Below are 19,787 nucleotides of genomic sequence, written 5' to 3'. Positions count from 1 at the left end.
GCTGAATTCATCCCGCTAACCGCGCTCTGGCGCAGGCGGCGGCGGAGGCGGCGGAGGCGGCGGGGCCGGGCAGGCCTCGGTCGCCAGGATCACCGAACCATCCGGGCAGGTCTGCGTGGCAGGCGGCGGCGGAGGCGGCGGCGGGGCTGCCGGCACAACCGGAGCCGGAGCCGGCTTCGGAGGCAGGAAGTCGATCGTCGCACCAACCCACAGCAGGCGGCCGAGAGCATCCCAGGTACCCGGGTAGGTGTTGCCGTTGCACGGGCCGGTCGGACATAGGTTCGATCCGCCGCGCGCGGCATTGCCACCCGTGATACGCGGCGGGTCGTTGTCGAACAGATTGTTGATACCTGCCCGCAGGCTGACGTGATCGATCGGGCTGAATGTTGCCGAGAGGTCGAGGTAGTTCTGGCCCTTCACGTTCAGGCCCGGATCGAAGTTGAAGTCGCCTCCGACGGTGTTGTTCTCCTGAAGCGTTTCAGCCTTGACCTTGCCGACATAGCGCCACTGCAGCGACAGCCCGAGACCGAAGTTCGACTGCCACGAAGCACGCAGCTTGTGGCGCCATTTCGGGATCGGTGCCGCGGCCGCGACGCCGCCGCCCGAGCAAACCGGGCCAAAATACCCGACGCAATCGTATGGTTGGGACAGGCCGTTATCGACCCGCGCCTTTAGCATGCGGGTGCCGATGAAGCTCCACGACATCTTGCCGAAGTTGAACAACGGGTGCGAGTAGGCGACGTTGAAATCCATGCCGCGGTTACGCATTTTCGCGGTGTTCAAGGGTGTGTCGACGACATAACCCCCGGCCGTCAACCAGATCGACCCGGCCGGGTCGCGGACGACCATTTCGCACGCAGGCGACGTGAACGAAGCGGTCGACTGAGATACGCAGGTGTTCAAGACCGCGTCCGCGCCAAGACCTTGGATCGCGTCCTTCAGCTTGATGTCCCACCAATCGACCGTCAGCGCGAGTCTCGGGATGAAGCTCGGCTGAAGCACGACGCCAAGGGTGGTCGTGGTCGCGGTTTCCGGGATCAGGTCCTCGTTGCCACCAAGCAAGCCGTTGTACTGGCCGGCTGGGTTCGGAGACGGCGACTGACCAACAACCAGACCCTGTGCGAGACAGCCATAATCCGTTGCGGTGATGACCTTGGCGCACGGATCGTTGCTGCCGTCGAGGGCGACAATCTGTGGTGCGAACAGCTCCTGGATGTTCGGGGCGCGGACCGCACGGTTGTAGGCGCCGCGGAACCGGACACCGCGGATTGGAGCGAACTCAAGTGACAGCTTGTAGGTGTCGGTATCGTACTTTCGGCCGTTGCTCACCGTATACCAAGACTTGCGGTAGCCTAGGCCGAGGGTCAGCTCATCGATGAACCTGTTCTGGACGATTGGGATCTGCGCTTCGCCGAAGACTTCCCAGACCTTGAAATTGCCGCTGACCGGGAGGACCGCAGTGCCCTGCCCCGCAAGGTCGCTTGACGGAAGCGTTTGGAACGCTTGATCGGGGTTAAGCTCGAGGGATTCGCGTCGATACTCCACGCCGGCATTTAACGCGACACCGTCTTCCGCCCATGGAGTCTTCCAGCCCATCTCGCCGAGCAGGCCGGTCACGTTGAAGTTCGCGATCTGCTCGGAGGTGATACCCTGCTGGGTTCCATAAACGTTTAGGTAATTGACTGCAGCGGCTGTCGGGCCGGTGCCGAACGGATCATAGGGCTGACAAAACGGGTCCGTTCCGTCCACGACTGAGCGGCAAACAGGTTGGAACGGGCTCGTCGGCGTATTTGCGATCGTCGGATCGTCAATCACGTCAAGAGCTCGAGTGAGACGCGAGATCGAGAACTCGTTCTTGTAGATCAGCTCGTAGAGCGTACGGCCGTACTGGAAGTAGGTGTCGTACGAGAAGACATTCGACAGGTCGCCGCGTGCCCCGAGCACCCCGCGCCACGCCTGGTGACGAAGGTCGGCGATGCGGGGTCCGCCTTCCGTATTGCGGCGAAGGAGCTGGAAGTACGCGCGATTATAGTCCGCGCCCCCCGGGACCGTATTGGGGAAAAGGACCGCTGGGTCTCCCGGGTTCGGATTGTACGGCGCCCCCACTGCCAGCGGGAAGCTTCCCAGAAAGCCGTTGATCAGGTTGTTCGAATTGCCGCAGATGACGTCAAACTGCGCCGTCGACATGAATGGATTGTCGCAGTTGATGGTCAGCGTATTGCCGAAGTCGCCCGAGGGAGCGATCTGCGCCGCCGTGCGATCGTCCATGAACATGAACTCGAGATAGGGCTTGATTGCCGGGCTGATCTCATAGTCGGCGAAGGTGCCGGCGATGTAGCGCTCGTCCGGCCGCTGGAAGTAGTTCAGCGGGCCATAATTGTAGATATTCGATCCGAACGGAGCGATCGTTCCCGGGCCGAGTGCGGCGAGGGTAGAGGTAATGCTGCCTTCGGTGGTCGTCGCGAAGATAACCGCGTTACCAGGGTTTGCCGTCGCCGACCCGCCGCAACGCGGGATGCCTCCGCCGGTGTTCTGGATGACACAGGCTGAGTAGTCGCGATCGCGCTGGAGAACCGGTTTCGTATTGCGATAGCCGAAATATGCAACCGCATGGCCGCGGCCGTCATCGAACCCAGCGCCGATGGTGACGGTGCCGTCGATCGAGCGGCCGTCCGTCACGCTGCCGGTCGGTTGGGCGTATCCTCGAGAAGCGAGGATGTCGCTCATGTTGAGGCCACCCGACACGCTCGGATCATCCTGGTTGTGCTGCCAGGTGCTCCAGTTGCCATCGAAACGGACCCCCTCGAAGCTGGTGTCCATGATGAAGTTGACGACGCCCGCAACCGCGTCCGCACCGTACACCGACGATGCGCCGCCGGTCAGGACTTCCGCGCGGCGAACCAGCGCCGACGGAATAACGTTCAGGTCGGCCGACTGATTGGTACTGACCGGGTCACCCGGCATGAGACGCCGGCCGTTTACCAGGACCACCGACCGCTTCGGGCCGAGGTAGCGAAGATCGACTTCCGCGGTACCGGTCGCGCCGTTCGACACGCCTGACGCCTGGGCGGCGCCAACCGACGGGAGCTGGTTGAGGACATCCTCGATCCTGGAGGTACCGGAAAGTTTGATGTCCTGATCGTTCACGACCGTCACCGGACTGGCGGATTCGAGGTTCGGCTGCGGAATGCGCGAACCGGTGACGATGATGTCCTGTCCTCCTTGGACGTCCTCACCCTCTGCCGAAACCGACGGCGTTAGCTGGGTCTCAACCGGACCGGTCGGTTCGGACCCCGCCGGTTCGGTATCCTGCGCCATTGCGGGCGTGCCGAATGCCGACGCTCCGACGAGCAAGGTTGATCCCAGCAAATGTTGGCGAAGTGTGAGTTTCATAATCTCCCCCGTGTAGTGGCCGACGGATATCCATTCCAACGGAATGTAGTACGTTTCGTTCTTTATGCCTTCCCCGGTCAGTTAGCAGCATGCTTTGTTTCAGTGTTATGAATTTGGTACGTGTCGTAACATTTTCTCCGTCTGGTGTGGCCTAGATGACACGCCGGCGTCCCTTTGACCCCTCGGAACTTCGGCGCGGCATTGCCGGCTCAAGATTCGGTCTTCGAATGTCGGTGCGGTTTGCACCGAACGATGTTTCGCTTGAGGGTTGAGGCAATTGGCGGCCTGACTTAAGACCTTGCCATGACATGCGCCGCCGAGACCGAGACGAAGGCCGGACCTCAGTGGTAAATCAAAAGGCCTCGATGGAGGTCGACGTCACGGAGCACGAGGGCATGCTGCTTTCGGTTGCCCTTCGTCAGCAGCCCGTCACAGCCTACCAGCTTGTGAAGGCGTTCGAGCTCTCGCCGGTCACGTCGATCAACGCAAGCAAGGGGCAAGTTTATCCAGCTGTTCGCCGATTGAAGGCCAAGGGTTTTCTCAGGGCCCGAAAGTTGAAGGGCGATGGCCGCAACAGCGAAGAACTCGAGGTGACAGCGGCTGGAAGAGCGGCGGTTCGGGCATGGGTTCTCAAGCTTGAAGACGCCTTGGTCGTCGTTGACGATCCGTTGAGAACACGGATGCTTGCCCTGGAGCTTCTGTCCGACGCTGAACGGGTCAAGTGGATCATCAGGGCTAAGTCGCTGGTCAAGAGGCGCCGCGAAGTGCTCGACGACTATAATCAGTCTGTTACCGTGCCCTATCAGGAGATCGCCTACCGAAGCGTCGTCGAGAGCCTTCGGGTCAAGATGGATTGGCTGGACGAGCTACTTTATGCGGTCACCAACGAGAAATAGGCGCAGACACTCTTTTCGATTGCCGCATCGATCCGCGTGATGGGCACTGCGCTCCCAGTCGTAGGTACGCCTCGCCTACTCCTTCGACCGGTTGCTGAAGAGGACGCAGCTCCAACTGCCAGGCTGGTCAGCCCCGACGTCGCCAGCCAGTTGTCGACCTGGCGCAGTCCTATGACGGAGGAGGAGGCGCTCGATCGAATCCGAACATCGGAAAACCTTCTCTCACAGCGAAAGGCCGTGAATTTTGCGATCGTCCGGAAGGCGGACGGCACTTTGCTCGGGTGGGTCGGTCTCTGGCTCGTTTCCGATCGGCTTGCGAGGATCGGTTACTGGATCGGAACGTCATATCGAAGACACGGCCTGACGACCGAGGCTCTGTCCAATGTCATTCCCGCTGCTCGAGAATTTCTCGGCTTTTCCACAATCGAGGCCCTGGTTCTACCGGACAACCAGGCTTCGAGAACGTTGCTCGGCAAGCTCGGTTTTGTCGAAGCTGGACTGGCAGACGAGTTTATCGCCAGCCAAGGACAGTCGAGGTCCTGTGTCCGCCACCTTCTCGACTTTGATGAGGCTGGCAAAACAAAGCGGGCGGCAGCACAAGGCCACCGCCCGCCAGATTAGGCGCTGACCCCGATTCTAGAAGATCTTGGCCTGCGCGTTCACGAAGAACGTCCGGCCACGCACGTCGAAGCCCGCCTGCAAGGGGACGTTCGCGATCGTGTTCACGAACGGATCCTCAGACGTGATCTTCGGGGGCTTCCTGTCGAAGACGTTCCGTACGCCAAGCGTCAGGCTGTACCTGTTCGACGGTTCGAACCGGATCGATGCCGTGTGTAGAAAATAATCAGGCACCGAGAAGTCGTAAACCGCGGGATCGAAGTCGATCACCCCATCACCATCCACGTCTTCGGTAATGAAGCGGTCATCGGTGCCCTTGATATAGTCGACCCCCCAGCGAGCGTACCACGGCCCCCAGTCATAGCCGACATGCGCTGTGCCCGCCCATTTCGGATTGCCGATCGAACCGGCAAAGTCGAACGGCGCGGTGTCCGGATCGGTCTGGTTGATCCGATCAAGGATCTTCACTGCCTGGATACCCACATCAAGTTTGCCCGGACCCAGCTCGCGGTCGTAGCGAAGCACGAAGTCGATGCCCTTCACGATGTCGGTGGCGATGTTGACGAAGGTGGTCGTCAACGTGAGGGCGCCAGTGCCCGTTCCCGTGTAGGGAGCGCGGCTTACGAACTGGCAGTATTCGGGATGAGTGCCGTTGTAGCAACCACTGGCGATCGTACCCGCGCCGAGCTGTGACACACCGTTGCTCACCTCAACCCGGAAGTAATCGACCGCCAGCGACAGATTGCCGAACGATCCGAGAGTTGGCTGAAGCACTCCGCCGAAGGTCAGGTTCGTTGACGTTTCGGCCTCAAGCCCCGAATCCGCACCGCCTCGCTGGATCACGGTAACGCCGCTTAGCTGCCGAAAGCTGTTGGGCAGACCTTCCGAAAGACACTTAGCCCGAACGGTCGGGTTGGCCACCGCCGCAAGGTCATTGCAAGGATCTGCCGTGCTGGCGAGGAAGCCGGTGGTCGAACCCAGGAACTGTTCCGCCAGGGCAGGAGCCCTGTACGACGTACCGTAGCTGCCGCGGAACGACAGCCATCGAGTCGGCGACCAGAGGCCGCCGAATTTGTAGGTCGTGTCGGAACCGTACGACTTGTAGTCGGTGTAGCGACCCGAAACGTTGACAGTCAGGGCCTCGGCAAACGGGACATTGCGAAGGATCGGGAAATCGAGCTCGGTGTAGGCTTCCCAGACGTTGTCGGAGCCCTTGGTGACCGGCGCAGAGGTGAAGTTGTAAAGGTTGCCTCGAATGCTGTCTTCAGCGGGCCGGTCGTTGATACTGGACTTGCGGTATTCGAGGCCGACCACCGCCTGGGCCTTGCCGCCCGGCAATTCGAACAGGGGGCCGTCAACCGTTAGGTTGGCGGTCCACTCGCGGAACTTTGTGTTCCCGACGACATCGTCCGTGACATAATCCCGCCACGCAGCCGGGAACTGCCCGGCAATGATTGCCGGCGTCAGGATCGGCGCAGCAACGCAGCCGCCGCTCAGGTCGCGGCAGCGGAAGGTGCCGTCCGGATTCTGGACGACGTCCAGGCTCTGTGCGACCCGGTCAGTGAGACCCGTGTTGAAGCTGTACATGCCGTCGGCCCAGCTCTTGGCGGCGTACAGGTCGTAGCGCCAAGACGGAGCGAACGGCAGGTCGCCGCGAAAGCCGCCTGAGACTTTCACATAGTCCTGAACCTGATGGCTGTCATAGACGCCGTAATCTGCGAACACGCGCGTGCGGACTCCGCCGCCGAGAGCGCGGGGAGTGAACCCAAGGCCGGCCGCAACCAGAGGACTGTTGGTTGGATAGTCGACAAGCAGCTGCCTCCCCGCGCCGTTTTGCTGGGACTTGCGGCGGGTCACCAGCAGCTCGGTATAAAGCTGCCCATTACCGAATAGGTTCGTGTCGTAGGTTGCGGTCAGGAATCCCGTATAATTGCGGGTCGGCGACACGATATCCGCCTGAAGGAACGCAGGCGTGGATGTGTCGCGGACGTTGAGATTTGCGCCGTAGCCCGTCGGGCCAACCGGGCTATAGATCAGTCCACCCACGCATTCGAATCCTGGTAGCGTGCCCGTGGTGTTCGCCGGGTTGGGCCGCCAGCGGTTGCAATAGAGGTAGTAGCCCGCCGGAACCGTTTCGAAACCGGACGCCAGATCGGCTGGATCGTCGAGGAAGTAATAACCGGTTCCGATCGTGTTGACGGTGGCGCCACCTTCCTCGAGCGGGAAGCATTTGTCGGTATCGTTGACGCCGAGCGGGCTGAGCCGGAGTTGCTGCGGGCAGCGGGCCCAGGGCTGGTCACCTTGAGTGATGCGGTTGCGATCGAATAGCTCGAGCGATCCGAGGATCGAGAAACGCTCGCCGGACGCACCGGCAGTTATCGCGTAACGCTGCGTCGCGCCGTTGCCTATCTCCGGCGCCTGGATCGAGGCCTCGGCGGCAAGGCCATTGAATCTGCTGAGCGTCACGATGTTGACGACACCTGCGACGGCGTCCGAACCGTAGACGGACGAAGCTCCGGTGTTCAGGACCTCGATGCGATCGAGAACGGCATTCGGCAACACGTTCAAGTCGGCAGCCTGGACCTGGCCGCGCGTACCGGCCGGAGCAATTCGCCGTCCATTGAGCAAGATCAGAGTCCGGCTGGGCCCAAGTCCACGGAGCGACAAGGTGTTGACGCCCGGGCCGCCCCGGACGACGAGCCCGCCGAACGTGTCGTTGATCTGCCCCGTGCCTCCAGTGACGCCCACGTTCTGCAGAACCTCGGCGGTCGAATTGAATCCGGCGTCAACCGCTGCGTCGCGATTGATGACCGTTATCGGGTCGATCGCATTGAAGCGATCCCGGCGGATGCGCGAACCGACGACGACGACGCCGCCTTCCTCAGAAGCCGGTCTTGCCGCTTGCCCTTGAGCGATCGATTCGACGGCCGCCGAGTCCGTCGGCGCGCAGGCTGCGTTGGGATCGCGCAGATCGGCCGGAGCCCGGCACGGGTCACGATCCGGATTGACCGGGTCGGGTGTCTGCGCGTTGGCGGGCTGCGCCAGCGCAAGGGACGAGACAACGAAAGCCGACACAAGCGCAGTCGTGTTCAATAAACCGGATTTCAGCATGGATTCCCCCTTGACGTAGAAGTACGACGCGTACTCATACGCAACGGGCGGATAGCTCAATAGCTTAAGTGAAATATAGTACTATTAATACTATGTTCTGTGTCCTGAGAGCCACAGACTCAAGCCCCGCCGCCAGTCGATCGTCCACGCACATGGGAATGGCCGGTTGCCCCTCCGCACCCGAGAGCCCCGTTCAGCGTTCTATTCAGCGACGTATCGCCATTCATCCTTCGGAGCCGCGCGACGCCAGATTGTGAAGAAGGGAATCCGCGTCAGCCGGCCCGGAGGAGTCGCGCCGTTTCGGTCGAGGTAGCCGAACGTCACGCCGAGATCACCGCTCGACGAGACAAGGACTCCGTCAGGAGCCCAGCGAACCGGGCTGCCCTTGGCTGCGTCGCCGCCCTGCGCCTCGGCGATCGCATCATTGCCGAAGGTGAAGTCGGCTTCTCCGCCGACATTCATGGCGTCCGCGCTTCCATATTTGCGGAACGCACGTCCAATCCCCATCGTCTGCGCGTCAGCGGAGAATCGCCGCTCGGTCGCATCGAGGCTCTTGCGATACTGCTCATGCGCAAAATTATCCTTGGCTGAAGCCGCAAACTTTGTTGGAAGCGCAGGCTCGCGCCGGCCCGTCGAAACGGTGCCTTCCGGCCGGGGAACCCATTTGAATGCCGCGACCTGCCAACCCGCGGCGCTGCGCACCCAATAGGCAACATATTTGCCCAACTTCAGCTTATCTCTGCCGACGTTCATGAAGCCGAAGCTGAAGCCTTGGGTGCCATCGGACGACAGCCCGACGCGGATCGGCACGGTAGTCACGACCGACTGGCCCGGTCCGAACGCCTTGCCGAGCACCTGTCGCGCGTCCGCTTTGTTTCGGGCAAGGCCCGGAACGGGTATGGCAAACAGAGCGACGTCTTCGGTCAGGAGCGACGTGATGGTCGAACTTCCATCCGCAAGATCGAAGGGTCCGGACAATTTGCGGTCGGCCGCGATGAGCGTTTCAAATTGCGCAATCGTAGGGGCGTGGGAACGCGCCAGCCCTGCACCCGGAATCGACGGGCCAATGACGCCGGCCGCCAAGATCGAAAGCGAATACACTATTCCCCTCACAAAGGATCCTTTCAGAGAAACGACAGGCCTTGCAGACAGGCCGGGACTGGCCCCGACCGTCGGGGGCACGGCCGGGACTTCGCCAACGCGCACTGCACCCATTTAGTGCGATTCGCACTATTACACAAGGAACCTTGAATTCAGCCGAAGCGCAAACCGAGGTCGAAAGGCAGAGCGGGGATCGGCGGGGTCGGATTGCCTAGCGAGCACCTGCCAATCGGCCAGCTATTGCCGGCACGAGCGAGAGCCCGAATCATCGAACTAATCGCCAGGCTCGAAAATTCTTCCAAGGGCCCGGCATTTTGGGGGGCGGTCGCGCTAATGTCCGCTTTCCACCCAAAGCAGACGTTAGAGACGAATGAGACCCGCTGCCCAGGCGAGCAGGGCGATTGCGATTAGAGCAATGCCCAGCGCCGACTTCGTCTTGGCAATCTCAAGCAGTGTCGGCTTGGTTCTGTCATTTGGGACGTTGCGCACCGCGTGAGCCTAAGGGAGGCAATGTCAGCTTTCCACCCATTGCGGACTCTTCAATTGTGGCCCGCTCCGAGGGGCTCGAACCCCCAACCTCCGGGTTCGAAGCCCGGCGCTCTCTCCAGTTGAGCTAGGAGCGGTCACCGACAAGCAGGATCCGTCGCCGACCGCATGTCGACTTTCGACCCCAAGCTGCTGCGGCAGCTTCCGTTCCAAAGCGGATCTTCGGCGAAGCAGACCTACTGCGGTCGCTCTGCGCGCGCCTTCAGGTATGCGTAAACTGCGTCACGCTCGTGCGGCGTGAGGTGCGAGAAGCGACTGCGGGCAACTTGGCCCATCAATGGGTTTTTGAGTTTGCGGCCGCCCGACGGGATGCCTTTGATTAGAAGCGTATCGAACTCTGCGCGGCTGTAGCCACTGGCGACCACCAGGTCGGGCGTACTTCCTTCTTCGTCATGGCGGCCCTCAAGTTTCGTTCCGTGGCATTCGACGCATGTTACTTCGGTGATGTAGCGACCAAGCCCGTGTGAAGGGCCGGCGTCGAAAGGTAGCATATCGCGCCGTTCGCGGACGAGCGCCGCAGCAGGCTTTACCTCGCCGCTCCTGATCTGACTCAATGCGCGAGGACCTGGCCGTGGGTCTGGAGTCGCCTCACCGGCGGGCTTTACCGATCGAAGATGCGCAATCAGTGCGTCGACGTCCGCTGACGACAAGTGTTGAAACATTTGCGAGGGCATTAGCCAAAGATCCCGTCGACGCGGGTGTATTCCCTTCGTTAGAACGTCGCGTAGCTGCGCATCGGTCATTGCCGGAATTGCGCGAGTAAGGTTCGAGGCCCAGAGTACACCATAGCCTTTGGGATCATTATCCCAGTTCTGGCCCTGCAAATCCTTGCCGTGGCAGCCGCGGCAGCCGAGGACGCGAGAAAGGCGCTCGCCGTGAGTTCGCATCGCTGCAGCCTCAGTGACTTCTGCCCCATCGAAGGTGATTTCTGCGGGTTTTACCGCTGACCTCGGTTGTTGTTGGCACGCGCCCGCGACCAGCAATACAATCCATTGATATTTCATGGCAGGTTCCCCCCCTGACCAAGGGCTTTTAGCACATCAGGAGCCAATTACGCCGACCCTATCGATGCGGGCGGCGAACCTTTGGAGTCGCAGCTTCCCACGCATTCCTGCCATATCGGAGTGGCGGCTTCCGACCCATTGCGGACGTTTGCGTTTCTCAGCACTTCCTCACGATTTGCTCATGAATCTCATACAGACCGGCAGTACGACGCCCGGGAAAGGCGACGGAGGGGCGACGTGATTTTGATCGCAAAGGTCAGTGCCTGGCTGGGCGTTGCATTGATGATCAATGGCATTCTTTGGCCAATCGGTTTGGCGCTCGTCCTGCCGCCCAAGAAGTCGCCTGAGGCAGGGACACACCAACCACCTGAAGTCGCCTCAGCGCGAGTTTCGACTTACATCAATGAAGATGCTGTATGGATTAGCTGGCTGGCCTGGCTGATCTATGCCGCCGTCACCCTCAGTGCATTTTCTCGCGAGATATTCACACTCTATTCCAATGCCGGTTTGGGTTACGTTTACATTGTCCTTGGGATGCCTGCTTTTCTCGTCGCATGGCTCGGTCTGATCATCAATGCGAGCGTTCGATTGCTTCCCGCACGCTGGTTATTCGGGGCTCTCGGAGCTGGCGGTCTGATCGTCTTCGGTTACGCAAACATCAACTAGGCAGGCGAGCCGCAATGTCCGCTTTCCACCCATTGCAGACTTTAGCGTCTAGGCTTCAGCGACGATCTTCGCCCACTCCGCTTCGTTGATCACGCGAATGCCGAGCTCTTCGGCTTTTTTGAGCTTCGATCCCGCGCCCGGTCCCGCCACCACGAGGTCCGTCTTTACACTGACCGAACCAGCCGCGCGTGCACCCAGCCGTTCCGCCTGAGCCTTCGCCTCATCGCGGCTCATGGTTTCTAGACTGCCGGTGAACACGATCGTCTTGCCGGTCCATTCCGTCTGCTTTGCGTCGGTGACGAACGGCTTCGGGCGGACTTCGGAGAGAAGGTCGTCCAGCGCTTCACGATTGTGCTCCTCGTGGAAGAAATCGACGAGCGCTTCTGCAACGACCGGCCCTACGCCCTCGACCGCTGCAAGCTCGGCATGCGCATCCGGGCTTGTCGCAACACGCCGAAGCTCCTCGATCGTGCCGAAGCACTTCAGCAGGTCTTTGGCGGTGACGATGCCGATGTGTCGAATACCGAGCCCGAACAGGAAGCGCGGCCCGTCCGGCTCACGCTTCGCCTCGATCGAGCCGAGCAGATTGTCGACCGACTTCTCCTTCCAGCCCTCGCGGCCGATCAGCTGGTCGCGCAACTTGCGCAGGCGGAAGATGTCGGCGGGCGAATGAAGCCAGCCCAGCTCGATGAACTCCGCGATCGACTTCTCGCCCAGTCCTTCAATGTCGAGCGCTCCGCGCGACACGAAATGGCGCAGCCGCTCGAAACGCTGCGCTGGGCAGACGAGCCCACCCGTGCAACGGACGTCGACTTCGCCTTCCTCGGCGACCGCCTCGCTCTGACATTCGGGGCAATGGTCGGGGAAGACGTATGGCTCGCGAACCTCATCGCGGGTGAGGTTCTCGACGACCTGAGGGATGACGTCGCCGGCGCGCTGGATGCGCACGCGATCGCCGATGCGCAGCCCAAGCCGCTGGATCTCGTCGCGGTTATGGAGCGTGACGTTGGCGACTATCACGCCGCCGACGCCAACAGGAGTCAGCCGCCCGACGGGCGTGAGCTTGCCGGTGCGCCCGACCTGGATGTCGATCGCTTCAAGCGTCGTTTCCGCCTTCTCCGCCGGGAACTTGTGGGCAAGAGCCCAGCGCGGAGCGCGCGCCACGAACCCAAGCCGCTCCTGCAGGTCCAGCCGGTCCACCTTGTACACCACGCCGTCGATGTCGAACGGCAGGTCCGCCCGCGCCTTCTCGATCGCCCGATAGTGGGCGAGCATCGCGGTCAGATCATCGCAGCGGACCAGAAGCTCGCTGACCGGAATGCCGAGTAACTCGATCCGCTTCATTGCTTCGAACTGCGAGTCGGCCAGCGGCTCCGAAATTTCGCCCCAGCCATGCGCCAGGAAACGCAGAGGGCGAGCCGCCGTAATGCTCGCGTCCTTCTGCCGGAGCGAGCCCGCAGCGGCGTTGCGGGGATTGGCGAAGATCTTGCCGCCGGATGCTTCCTGCCGCTCGTTGAGCGCCTCGAAGTCCTCCTTCGACATGTACACTTCACCGCGCACTTCCAGCACATCGGGCGCTCCGGAAAGTCGCTTCGGAATGTCGGAGATCGTCCGCACGTTCGGCGTCACATCCTCGCCGACCGCTCCATCACCCCTCGTCGCCGCGAGAACCAACTCGCCGCGCTCGTAGCGGACCGAGCAGGAAAGGCCGTCGATCTTGGGCTCGGCGGTCATCGCCACGACCGCGTCCGGCGACAGGTTCAAGAACCGGCGAATCCTCGCCGAGAAATCCGCGACCTCGTCCTCGGAGAAGGCATTTTCCAGGCTGAGCATCGGCCGCGCGTGGGTAACCTTGGCGAGCACGGTCGTCGGCGCGGCGCCAAGCCGCTTCGACGGAGAGTCCGCGCGCACGAGTTGCGGGAAGCGCTCCTCCAGCTCGCGGTTCTCACGGACCAGCGCATCATAATCCGCGTCGCTGATCTCCGGCGCGTCCTGATCGTGATAAAGCTTGTCGTGGTGCGCGATGAGCTTGGCCAGGCGCATCAGCCGGTTGGCGGCCTCCGCCTCGCTGATCGTGTCAGCCATGCTCAGCCGAACACCTCCTCGAGCAGGTTGATGAAGCTCGTCCACGACCGCTCGGCGGCCAGTTCGTCGTAGCGCACCGCGTCGAGGCCGATCTGGTGGGCGTTGGGATTGGTGAAGCCGTGGCGGACGTTGCCGAAGGCGTGAATTTGCCAGTCGGCGCCGGCCTCCGTCAGTTCCTTGCCAAGCGCGACGACATGATCCGGCGGCGCCATCGGATCGTCCCAACCGTGGAAGGCGACGATCTTTGTGCTTGTCTTCTCCGTCGGCCAGTTTGGCGGATCGAGAAGCCCGTGGAACGCGACCGCTGCGGCAATGTCGACGCCGGTCCGGGCGACGTCGAGAGCGCATTTCCCGCCGAAGCAATAGCCCGCGACGACCAGCTTGCCGCCTTCCACCTCCTTGAGTCCGCGGACCTGCTCGACGATCGCCAGCAGCCGGCGGCGTAATGCGACGCGGTCATTGCCTAGGCGATTCATCTCGCCGAACATCACGTCGCGCGGCGAACCGCGGAATTTCTTGCCGAAGATATCGGCGACGAAGCCGTTGTAGCCAAGCTCGACGAGTTGCTTCGCAAACCCGATCTCGAGGTCGGAAACGCCCATCACCGTCGGGATCAGCATCACCGTCGGGCGAGCCTGCCCATCGCGGCGTCCGACGAATACTCCTTCCAGCGCCTCGCCTTCGAACTCGAGTGCAACTGATGTCTGCTTGCTCATGCCGCCTCCAAAAGTCTTGCCGCTTGCGCGCGGGCCTCGTCCGTCACTGCAGCGCCGGACAACATGCGCGCAATCTCTTCCCGACGCTCGGCATCATCGAGACGACGGACCGTCGTGCGGGTTCCGTCCGGCCCATGCACCTTTTCAATCCGGAAATGGTGCGCGGCACGGGCCGCAACCTGCGGCGAATGAGTGACCACGAGGACCTGCGACTGCTTGGCCAGCCTTGCCAGCCGCTCACCGATCGCGCTCGCGACCGCTCCGCCGACCCCGCGGTCGATTTCGTCGAAGATCATCGTCCCCGCGCTGCCCGCCTCGGCGAGCGCGACCTTGAGGGCGAGGACGAACCGTGACAGCTCGCCGCCGCTTGCGATCTTGGTCAGCGGCCCGAACGGCGCACCGGGATTGGTGGAGATTTCGAACTCAACGCGGTCGGTTCCGGCCGGGCCCGGCTCGGCCTGCGCAATCGCAGTCTGGAAGCGCGCCGAGTCCAGCTTGAGGGGATGAAGCTCGGCCGCGACGGCCTCATCGAGCTTCCGGGCGGCCTCGTGCCGCTGACGGCTCAGCTCGGCCGCAAGCTCCGAATAATGCAGCCGCACCTTGCTTAACTCGGCATCAAGGTGGGCAATGCGCTCTCCGCCTGCTTCGATCTCCGAAAGTTGGGCACGCATGCGCTCGGCAAGCTCGGCCAGTGCGTCCGGCTCGACCCGATGCTTGCGGGCAAGTCCCCGGATTTCGAACAGGCGCGTCTCGGCCGCTTCCAGCCGGGCCGGGTCGAACGTGAGAGCATCGGCCGCCCTCTCGATCTTATCCTCGGCCTCGCTTGCCTCGATCAGCGAGCGGTCGAGGGCCGCAAGCGCTTCGGCGAGCAACGGATGGTCGGCCGCTCCGCGTTCGATCTTTCGAGCCGCAAGCCTCAACTGCGCCAAGGCACCGTCCGATCCACCAAGCAGTTCGTCGATGCCGGACAGGCTTTCCCCCGCCTTCAGGCCCGCCTGCATCGCGGCGCGCTCCTCGGCCAGCCTGGTTTCCTCGCCGGCTTCAGGCGCGAGCGCATCGATCTCCGAAAGCGAATGAGCGAGATAGTCGCGGTCTCGCGCGGCGGCCGCCATCTCGGCGCGCGCCTGGGCCAGCTCCGCTTCGATCCGAGTGACCTCGGACCAGGCGTCGGCGACCTTCGTCACGTCCGACGCGGCAAATGTATCGAGGAGGGCGCGATGCCCGCGCGGGTTCAGCAATCCACGCTCATCATGCTGGCCATGAATCTCGACCGCCAGAGCGCCGATCTCGCGAAGCACTCCGGCAGGGACGGTGGCAGCTCCGACGAAGGCGCGGCTTCCCCCATCTGCCTTGAGCGAGCGCCGCAGGATGAGCGATTCACCTGCGTCCGCTTCAATGCCCTGCTCGGACAGGAGGGCATGAACCGGATGATGGGCCGGAAGCTCTATCTCGGCCGACACTGCCGCAGCGTCCGTACCGCTTCGAACCAGCCCGGCGTCCGACCGCGCGCCAAGGGCCAGGCCCAATGCGTCGAGCAGGATCGATTTACCCGCGCCAGTCTCGCCGGTCAGGACTCCAAGACCGGCGTCGAACTCGAGCTCGAGCTGTTCGACGAGCACGACATTTCGAATCGCGAGCTGCCTCAGCACGGCGCGCTCGCTGGTTGGATCATTAGCCCTGCGGAGCAGTCTGCGGCACGTGCCGCGAAACGAGCTTGTAGGCCCGGTGATACCAGTCACTGCCCGGATAGTTGCGGCCTAGGACCGCCGCAGCCTTCTGCGCTTCCTGCGGGATGCCAAGCGCGAGATAGCATTCGACCAGCCGCTCCAGGGCTTCCGGAGTGTGGTTCGTCGTCTGGTACTGCTCCACGACCTTGCGGAAGCGGAGGGTTGCCGCAAGCCACTTGCCTGACCGCTGGTAGAAACGGCCGATCTCCATCTCCTTGCCGGCGAGATGGTCGTTGATGAGGTCGAGCTTCAGCCGCGCGTCCGATGCGTAGCGGCTGTCGGGATAGCGCCGCATGAGCTCGCCGAACGCCTGCTGGGCGTTGGCCGTGCTAGCCTGGTCGCGGGTCACGTCCTCGATCTGCTGATAATGGCTCATCGCGATGAGGTAGTGCGCGTAGGGTGCGTCCTTGTTGCCAGGGTGGATCGTCAGGAAGCGCTGGGCCGAGCTGATCGCCTCCGGATACTTCTGCGCCATGTAGTAGCTGAAGGCGCTCATCATCTGCGCGCGGCGGGCCCAGACCGAATAGGGGTGCTGGCGCTCGACCTCGTCGAACAGCTTCGCGGCGTCCTCGTACTGGCCCTTGTCCAGCTTCTGCTTCGCGAGCGCGTAGAGGCTGTTCACGTCGCGGGCGATGTAGGCGGTGTCGGATCCGGTCTTGTTGCGGGCGCAACCGGCGGCCGGGATCACGATCGCGCAAGCAAGCAACAGGGCGGCGGTACGGGTCAGCTTCGGCGGCATGAAGACCTCATTAGCGTGGGGCCATGGACAGGCCAAGCGGGAGATGGACGCACTTTGCTTGGCGCCAGATGAACGGTGTCAGACGGCAGCCGGCCCGGGAGCCTTCTCGTCTTCGGCACGGACGAAGGTGTCGGGCTTCACTCCAAGCCAGACAAGGACCGGCGAGGAGATGTAGACCGACGAATAGGTGCCGACGAAGATGCCGATGAAGATGGCGATTGTGAGCCCGAAGATAACCTCCGGCCCGAGCAGCAGCAGCATTCCGAGCGCGAGCAGGATCGAGAGCGAGGTGACCATCGTTCGCGACAATGTCTCGTTCAGCGAAAGGTTGAGCAGCGGGACAATCTGCATCTTGCGGAATTTCCGCAGATTCTCGCGGATTCGGTCGTAGATGACGACCGTGTCGTTGAGCGAATAACCGACGATTGTCAGGATTGCCGCGACGACGTTGAGGTCGACCTGAAGCTGCGTCAGCGAGAAGAAGCCCAGGGTCATTGACACGTCGTGGAACAACGTAACGAGCGCCCCGACGCCGAACTGCCATTCGAACCGGAACCAGATGTAGATGGCGATCCCGAGCATCGCGAGGCCGATGGCGAGGCTTCCGTCCCAGGCCAGCTCTTCACTGACCTTGCCGGAAACAGTCTCGACCGAATCGACGCGCGATCCCGGGTACTTCTGGCCGAGCATGCTCCGGACCTGCGAAGCGGCGCGGTTGGCGGCCGCTTCGCCGCCTCCAGGCTTCGGCAGGCGGATCTGGAAGCTCCGCGGGCCGCCAGTTTCCTGAATGCTCGCTTCGCCGAGGTTCAGCGAATCCACGTCGTTCCTGAGTGTTTCTACGTCGACCTTCTGCGAGAAGGTCACGCGGATCATCTGACCGCCGAGGAAGTCCACGCCGAGGTTGAGGCCGCGGACAGCGACCAGAGTCAGGCTGGCGACCGTGACGATGATCGACAGGACCAGCGCGATGTTGCGCCAGCGCATGAAGTCGAGGTTCGTATTGTCGGGGATGAGCTTCAGGAGCTTCATGACTGGCCCTTAGATATGCAGCACGCGCGGACGCTTACGGCGCACCCACAATGCGACGAGCATTCGCGTGAAATTGACGGCGGTGAAGACCGACGTGACGATTCCGATCATCAGGACGACCGCGAAGCCGCGGATCGGGCCCGAGCCGAAGTACCACATCAGCACCGCGGCAATGACGTTGGTGATGTTGGCATCGAAAATGGCGGTCGAGGCTTCCTTGTAGCCGGTCTCGATGGAATCGAGGGTCTTGCGGCCGCGCCTTTGCTCCTCGCGGATTCGCTCGTTGATCAGCACGTTGGCGTCGACTGCCGCGCCGATCGTCAGCACGAAGCCAGCGATTCCCGGTAGGGTCAGCGAGGCGTTGAACACCGCCATGATCCCGAGGATCAGCAGCGCGTTCACGACCAGCCCGTAGGTTGTGTAGACCCCGAACCGGCCGTAGGTGATCAACATAAAGACGATCACCGCGAGCGTCGCGACGATGCTGGCGATGATGCCCTTTTCGATCGAATCCTTGCCGAGCTCAGGACCAATGGTCCGCTCTTCGATGACGTTGAGCTTCACTGGCAACTTGCCCGATGCCAGGCTTACTGCGAGCTGGTTCGCGCTCTCGACCGTGAAATTGCCGCTGATCTGCGCCTGGCCACCGAGGATTGGCTCGTTGATGTTCGGCGCCGAAAGGACCTTGTCGTCGAGGATGATCGCGAACGGCTTGTTCACGTTCTCCTGAGTGACGCGGCCGAAACGGCGGGCGCCGGCGGTATTGAACTTAATCGACACGACCGCCTGGCCGTTCTGGTCGAAGCTCTGTTTGGCGTCGACCAGCTGGTCGCCCGAGACCATCACCCGGCGCTTCACGGCGATGAAGCCGCCGCCTTCCGCCATCTGCAGAACCTGGCTGCCCGCCGGCGCATGGCCCTGCTGGACCTGGGCGGGATCAGCGGTCATGTCGACCAGCTTGAACTCAAGCCGCGCCGTCTGGCCGATCAGGCGCTTGAGCGCCTCCGGATCCTCGACGCCGGGCACTTCGACCAGGATCCGGTCCGTTCCCTGGTTGATGACGGTGATTTCCTTGGTGCCCTGCGGGTCGATGCGGCGGCGGACGACGTCGCGAGCGACGGTCATCGCGTCCTTCATCGCGCGCTGTGTGCCGGCCTGCGTCGGCGTCATGACGATCCGCGTCGAATCGATGACTTGGACATCCCAATCGCGGCCGCCCGTCAGCGCTACCGGCTGGGTGATCGCACGGAGGCGCTCGACCGCGGTGTCAACTTGGGTCGGGTCGCGGACGAGGAAGGAAACGCGCCCACCGGCCGTCGAAATATCGCCGATCTCGACCCGCGGCGTACGCCGAAGCTCGGTCGTGACCTGGTCCTCCATGCCCTGGAGCCGCTGCTTGGCAGCGTCGCTCTGGTCCGCTTCGAGCAGAAGCTGGCTTCCGCCGGCAAGGTCGAGGCCGAGGTTGATCGTCGCACTGGGAAGGAACTTCGGATAGCGCGCCTTCAGGTCGGACGGCAGCATGCTCGGAATGGCGAACAGGATGCCGACCAGGATGACCAGCGAGATCGACCAGACCTTCCAGCGAGGGAAATCGAGCATCAGTCGTTCGCTGGCTTGGCAGACTTGGTGAGCACCTGGCTCAGCGTGCCCTTGACCACGCGAACCTTCACGCCCTGCGCAATCTCGACCTCCGCCTCGTCATCAGTGACCTTCGTCACCCGGCCGCGGATTCCGCCGCCGGTGACGACTTCATCACCCTTCTTGATTGCCGCGATCGCAGCCTGGTGTTGCTTCACCCTCTGCTGCTGCGGGCGAATCATCAGCACATAGAAGATCACGAAGATCAGGAGCCACGGCGCGAGGGCGAAGAAGATTCCTGATGCGCTGTTCGGATTGGCGCTCGCGGCGGCGAGTGTCTGCAGGAGAATGTCTGTCATTGGCTGAGGGAATGGTTCCTAAGCGGAAGTCGGCGGGCGACTATCACGGCAGTGAAGAAAGGCGCAAGAACAGCCCTTTGGTTTGATGGTCGGGGCGACTGGATTCGAACCAGCGACCCCCACACCCCCAGTGTGATGCGCTACCAGGCTGCGCTACGCCCCGACCGAGGGCTGGCATCTAGGCACCGCTCGCAGATAACACAAGCGGATGGCCCGAAG

The 19,787-nt window shown here is 62.4% G+C and carries 15 protein-coding genes, 2 tRNA genes and 1 pseudogene; 3 read left to right on the top strand and 15 right to left on the bottom strand.

The window, feature by feature from the left end; translation table 11 throughout:
- Positions 1–15 precede the first annotated feature (15 nt).
- A complete protein-coding gene (locus tag ACMC5O_RS00450) occupies positions 16–3,393 on the bottom strand; it encodes a TonB-dependent receptor domain-containing protein (RefSeq protein ID WP_426693079.1) in 3,378 nt (1,125 codons plus the stop codon).
- Positions 3,394–3,737: 344 nt separating this feature from the next.
- Here ACMC5O_RS00450 and ACMC5O_RS00445 point away from each other — a divergent pair, with 344 nt between their 5' ends.
- Together ACMC5O_RS00445 and ACMC5O_RS00440 are read left to right on the top strand one after the other, a co-directional pair.
- Positions 3,738–4,289, top strand: a complete 552-nt coding sequence (locus ACMC5O_RS00445) for a PadR family transcriptional regulator (RefSeq protein ID WP_187708162.1) — start codon at positions 3,738–3,740, stop codon at positions 4,287–4,289.
- 39 nt (positions 4,290–4,328) lie between these two features.
- Entirely contained in the window at positions 4,329–4,910 is a 582-nt protein-coding gene (locus ACMC5O_RS00440) for a GNAT family N-acetyltransferase (protein ID WP_187708163.1), read from the top strand.
- Positions 4,911–4,925: 15 nt separating this feature from the next.
- On the opposite strand, the gene ACMC5O_RS00435 is transcribed toward ACMC5O_RS00440, so the two are convergent.
- The 6 genes and pseudogenes from ACMC5O_RS00435 to ACMC5O_RS00410 form a co-directional block, all read right to left on the bottom strand.
- Positions 4,926–8,018: a TonB-dependent receptor plug domain-containing protein gene (locus ACMC5O_RS00435; protein ID WP_426693078.1), complete on the bottom strand. Its 3,093-nt coding sequence runs from the start codon at positions 8,016–8,018 to the stop codon at positions 4,926–4,928.
- A 201-nt stretch (positions 8,019–8,219) separates the two neighbouring features.
- Positions 8,220–9,119 carry a hypothetical protein gene (locus ACMC5O_RS00430; RefSeq protein WP_187708166.1) on the bottom strand — a complete coding sequence of 300 codons (900 nt, stop codon included), beginning with the start codon at positions 9,117–9,119 and terminating at the stop codon, positions 8,220–8,222.
- A 360-nt stretch (positions 9,120–9,479) separates the two neighbouring features.
- Positions 9,480–9,608: a hypothetical protein gene (locus ACMC5O_RS00425; protein WP_281389381.1), complete on the bottom strand. Its 129-nt coding sequence runs from the start codon at positions 9,606–9,608 to the stop codon at positions 9,480–9,482.
- 57 nt (positions 9,609–9,665) lie between these two features.
- Positions 9,666–9,742, bottom strand: a tRNA-Arg gene (locus ACMC5O_RS00420).
- A gap of 99 nt (positions 9,743–9,841) precedes the next feature.
- Positions 9,842–10,219 carry a c-type cytochrome gene (locus tag ACMC5O_RS00415; RefSeq protein WP_246444122.1) on the bottom strand — a complete coding sequence of 126 codons (378 nt, stop codon included), beginning with the start codon at positions 10,217–10,219 and terminating at the stop codon, positions 9,842–9,844.
- 69 nt (positions 10,220–10,288) lie between these two features.
- A pseudogene (locus tag ACMC5O_RS00410) lies at positions 10,289–10,552 on the bottom strand (hypothetical protein); the annotation flags it as partial.
- 354 nt (positions 10,553–10,906) lie between these two features.
- Between ACMC5O_RS00410 and ACMC5O_RS00405 the strand changes: the two are divergent.
- Positions 10,907–11,335: a hypothetical protein gene (locus ACMC5O_RS00405; RefSeq protein WP_187708168.1), complete on the top strand. Its 429-nt coding sequence runs from the start codon at positions 10,907–10,909 to the stop codon at positions 11,333–11,335.
- A 48-nt stretch (positions 11,336–11,383) separates the two neighbouring features.
- Here the strand turns inward: ACMC5O_RS00405 and ligA are convergent, their stop codons facing one another.
- The 8 genes from ligA to ACMC5O_RS00365 all read right to left on the bottom strand — a co-directional run bounded on the left by ligA (position 11,384) and on the right by ACMC5O_RS00365 (position 19,731).
- Positions 11,384–13,420 carry an NAD-dependent DNA ligase LigA gene (gene ligA, locus ACMC5O_RS00400; RefSeq protein ID WP_187708169.1) on the bottom strand — a complete coding sequence of 679 codons (2,037 nt, stop codon included), beginning with the start codon at positions 13,418–13,420 and terminating at the stop codon, positions 11,384–11,386.
- A gap of 2 nt (positions 13,421–13,422) precedes the next feature.
- On the bottom strand, positions 13,423–14,136 hold the full coding sequence (locus ACMC5O_RS00395) for a dienelactone hydrolase family protein (protein ID WP_187708170.1): 714 nt from the start codon (positions 14,134–14,136) through the stop codon (positions 13,423–13,425).
- The gene (recN, locus tag ACMC5O_RS00390; protein ID WP_187708171.1) at positions 14,133–15,785 is read right to left on the bottom strand and encodes a DNA repair protein RecN; all 1,653 of its coding nucleotides are present in this window, start codon (positions 15,783–15,785) and stop codon (positions 14,133–14,135) included. The genes ACMC5O_RS00395 and recN overlap by 4 nt, the downstream gene beginning before the upstream one ends.
- A 22-nt stretch (positions 15,786–15,807) precedes the next feature.
- Entirely contained in the window at positions 15,808–16,602 is a 795-nt protein-coding gene (locus ACMC5O_RS00385; protein WP_187708172.1) for an outer membrane protein assembly factor BamD, read from the bottom strand.
- 78 nt (positions 16,603–16,680) lie between these two features.
- On the bottom strand, positions 16,681–17,631 hold the full coding sequence (gene secF / locus ACMC5O_RS00380) for a protein translocase subunit SecF (RefSeq protein ID WP_426693077.1): 951 nt from the start codon (positions 17,629–17,631) through the stop codon (positions 16,681–16,683).
- 9 nt (positions 17,632–17,640) lie between these two features.
- Positions 17,641–19,230, bottom strand: a complete 1,590-nt coding sequence (gene secD, locus ACMC5O_RS00375; RefSeq protein WP_187708173.1) for a protein translocase subunit SecD — start codon at positions 19,228–19,230, stop codon at positions 17,641–17,643.
- The gene (yajC, locus tag ACMC5O_RS00370) at positions 19,230–19,568 is read right to left on the bottom strand and encodes a preprotein translocase subunit YajC (RefSeq protein WP_187708174.1); all 339 of its coding nucleotides are present in this window, start codon (positions 19,566–19,568) and stop codon (positions 19,230–19,232) included. Before yajC ends, secD begins: the two co-directional genes overlap by 1 nt.
- Positions 19,569–19,654: 86 nt before the next feature.
- Positions 19,655–19,731, bottom strand: a tRNA-Pro gene (locus tag ACMC5O_RS00365).
- Positions 19,732–19,787 lie beyond the last annotated feature (56 nt).

The sequence above is a fragment of the Sphingomonas sediminicola genome, assembly GCF_049991885.1.
Lineage (GTDB): Bacteria > Pseudomonadota > Alphaproteobacteria > Sphingomonadales > Sphingomonadaceae > Sphingomicrobium > Sphingomicrobium sediminicola.
Note: the sequence above shows the minus strand (reverse complement) of the source record. Positions and strands in the feature narration are given on the sequence as shown.

Bases quoted from the DNA above. Each gene is read 5' to 3' on its own strand.
- ACMC5O_RS00450 (WP_426693079.1), bottom strand. From the start codon at position 3,393: ATGAAACTCACACTTCGCCAACATTTGCTGGGATCAACCTTGCTCGTC.
- ACMC5O_RS00440 (WP_187708163.1), top strand. From the start codon at position 4,329: ATGGGCACTGCGCTCCCAGTCGTAGGTACGCCTCGCCTACTCCTTCGA.
- ACMC5O_RS00435 (WP_426693078.1), bottom strand. From the start codon at position 8,018: ATGCTGAAATCCGGTTTATTGAACACGACTGCGCTTGTGTCGGCTTTC.
- ligA (WP_187708169.1), bottom strand. From the start codon at position 13,420: ATGGCTGACACGATCAGCGAGGCGGAGGCCGCCAACCGGCTGATGCGC.
- ACMC5O_RS00395 (WP_187708170.1), bottom strand. From the start codon at position 14,136: ATGAGCAAGCAGACATCAGTTGCACTCGAGTTCGAAGGCGAGGCGCTG.
- ACMC5O_RS00385 (WP_187708172.1), bottom strand. From the start codon at position 16,602: ATGCCGCCGAAGCTGACCCGTACCGCCGCCCTGTTGCTTGCTTGCGCG.
- secF (WP_426693077.1), bottom strand. From the start codon at position 17,631: ATGAAGCTCCTGAAGCTCATCCCCGACAATACGAACCTCGACTTCATG.
- secD (WP_187708173.1), bottom strand. From the start codon at position 19,230: ATGCTCGATTTCCCTCGCTGGAAGGTCTGGTCGATCTCGCTGGTCATC.
- yajC (WP_187708174.1), bottom strand. From the start codon at position 19,568: ATGACAGACATTCTCCTGCAGACACTCGCCGCCGCGAGCGCCAATCCG.